The organism is Siccirubricoccus soli (assembly GCF_024178315.1).
In the GTDB taxonomy this organism is placed as follows: Bacteria; Pseudomonadota; Alphaproteobacteria; order Acetobacterales; family Acetobacteraceae; genus Siccirubricoccus; species Siccirubricoccus soli.
In genome coordinates this window covers 1-2152 of the sequence record NZ_JAMZIK010000238.1, presented here as the reverse complement: position 1 = coordinate 2152, position 2152 = coordinate 1, and the positions used below count along the sequence as shown (strand labels likewise).

Below are 2152 nucleotides of genomic sequence, written 5' to 3'. Positions count from 1 at the left end.
AGGGAGTTCGAGGGAGGGCAAAGCCCTCCCTCGACACCCACACCGCCACCGGGATCCCTGCCTCCCATCCCGGCCCGGAACCGATCCCGCCGGAAGTCGGAAGGATGCATTGCCCCGGCGCCCCCGCGCCGCCATCTTGCGGCGACGAAGGAGGGACCATCGATGCCCGGCGTGCCCGATATCAGCCCGGTGGAGACCTGGGCGGCCCTGCGTGACCATCCCGAAGCGGCGCTGGTGGATGTGCGTACCGATGCCGAATGGAATTTCGTCGGCCTGCCGGAGCTGTCGGAGCTGGGAAAGCAGGTGCTGCTCATCCCCTGGCAGCTCTACCCTTCCATGCAGGTGAACGGCGCCTTCGCCGAGCATCTGAAGAAGGCGGGGCTGACGCCCGACAGCCAGATCTATTTCATCTGCCGCTCCGGCGCCCGGAGCCTCGCGGCCGGCCAGGCGGCGCAGGCGGCCGGCTTCCCGCACGCCTTCAACGTGGCGGATGGTTTCGAGGGCCCGGTGGATGACCAGGGCCATCGCGGCCAGCTCGCCGGCTGGAAGGCCAGCGGCCTGCCCTGGCGGCAGCGCTAGAGCATGCTGCGTTCGCTGGCGCGCACGCAGCATGCTCCAGGCCGTTGTTTTGCGAGCATCTTCACGCGTTCAGATGATTCCATCTGAACGCGATCTGCTCTAGGCCCGGCTCTGGGCGGTGCCCGCTGCGCCTGCCGGCGTGGCGCCGCTCCGGCTTGGCCCGCCTATACCCTAGCCGAGCCGGCTGACGCCGAAGACGACCGCCGCCGCCGCCGCCAGCAGCAGCAGCGCCAGCACCGGGGAGCCGAGGCGGGGCGCCGCAAGGCCGGCGGGCAGGCGCTTCCAGCCGGTGACCATCGGCCGCACCAGATCGTGCCGCTTCACCACCGCATAGGCGACCACCGCCAGCACATGCAGCAGGGCGGCGAGCTGGATCAGCAGGAAGATCCGGTGATGCAGCCCGGTCAGCCGGTCGCTCGTCCCGCTGGCCACCCGCTTGGCCAGCGGGCCGTAATCGCCATAGCCGCTATCGGCGAAGAGGCCGGTGACGGGCTGCGCCAGCAGCAGCCCCAGCAGCACCAGCACCATCCAGCCGCCCGCGGCGTTGTGGCCCACCTCCCGGTCCGGCTCGCCGCGCCGGAAGCCCGCCAGGTGGCGCAGCGCGGCAAGGGGTGAGCGGAGGAAGCGGCTGAAGCGCGCCGTCTCCGAACCGACCAGCCCCCAGGCCAAGCGGAACAGCACCAGGGCCAGCACGGCATAGCCGGAGAGGAAGTGGAGCTGCATCCGCCCGGTCTCGGCGCTCCACCAGCTCAGCCCGAGCAGGGCCACGATCGCCCAGTGGCAGAGCCGCACCCAGCCATCCCACACCTTCACCGGCCGGACCGCCTCCGCCCGGCCTTCCGCCCCCTCCGCCATGCCTGCCGCTCCGCGCCCGTTCCTGCCCGGGAAGCACAGGGGGAAGGGCAAGGCAAGGCGCGCGCCGAAGGGGGGCCGGCAGCCCTCGGTTTTTTACGAGGGTGGCCCGGCAAGCCCCTGCACCGGCCGGATATCTGGCCTATGCTGCCCGCGGAAGCCCAGGGTGGTGGAGGCAGAGATCAGTCGGCAATTGGCAACGGCCGGGATCGGGGTGGCAGCGGCCTTTGGCCTGCTCTGGACGGTGCTGTCCGAGCGCGGGCAGGAATTGCTGCGTCCTGCTGCCACGCCGCTGCCGCCGGCCGCCCCGGCCACCGCTGCCACGGTGCCGCCAGTGCCGGGCGGCGGCGCCCCGGCGGCGATGCCGGAGGCGCAGCCCGAGGCGCCGCGCTTCGACGTCGCCCGGGTTGGCGCCCGCGGCATGCTCGTCACCGCCGGCCGCGCCACGCCGGGGGCGGAGGTGGTGCTGCTGGAAGCCGGCCGGGAGATCGGCCGCGCCCGGGCCGATGCCCGGGGCGAATGGGTTATCCTGCCCGGGGAGGCGCTGGCCCCCGGGCTGCGCGAGCTCTCCCTGACCGCCCGCCGCGCCGGGGAGGATCCGGTGGCGGCGGCGGAGACGGTGCTGCTGCTGGTGCCGGCCCCGCCGCCGGCGATGGCGCAGCAGCCGGAGGCCGGCAGTCGGGCCTTGGCCGGCGCGGCGCCGGGGGGCGCAGCAGCTGGC

At 73.5% G+C, this 2152-nt stretch carries 2 protein-coding genes and 1 pseudogene; 2 read left to right on the top strand and 1 reads right to left on the bottom strand.

The genetic code is table 11. From position 1 onward, the window contains the following. Window positions 1–162 precede the first annotated feature (162 nt). Window positions 163–579: a rhodanese-like domain-containing protein gene (locus NJ376_RS27425; protein ID WP_252956538.1), complete on the top strand. Its 417-nt coding sequence runs from the start codon at window positions 163–165 to the stop codon at window positions 577–579. A gap of 171 nt (window positions 580–750) precedes the next feature. On the opposite strand, the gene NJ376_RS27420 is transcribed toward NJ376_RS27425, so the two are convergent. Beyond that, window positions 751–1434 (bottom strand): cytochrome b/b6 domain-containing protein, encoded by a 684-nt coding sequence (locus tag NJ376_RS27420; protein ID WP_252956537.1) that lies wholly within the window; start codon window positions 1432–1434, stop codon window positions 751–753. Between the two features lie 163 nt (window positions 1435–1597). Here NJ376_RS27420 and NJ376_RS27415 point away from each other — a divergent pair. Continuing rightward, window positions 1598–2152: pseudogene (locus tag NJ376_RS27415) on the top strand (hypothetical protein); the annotation flags it as partial.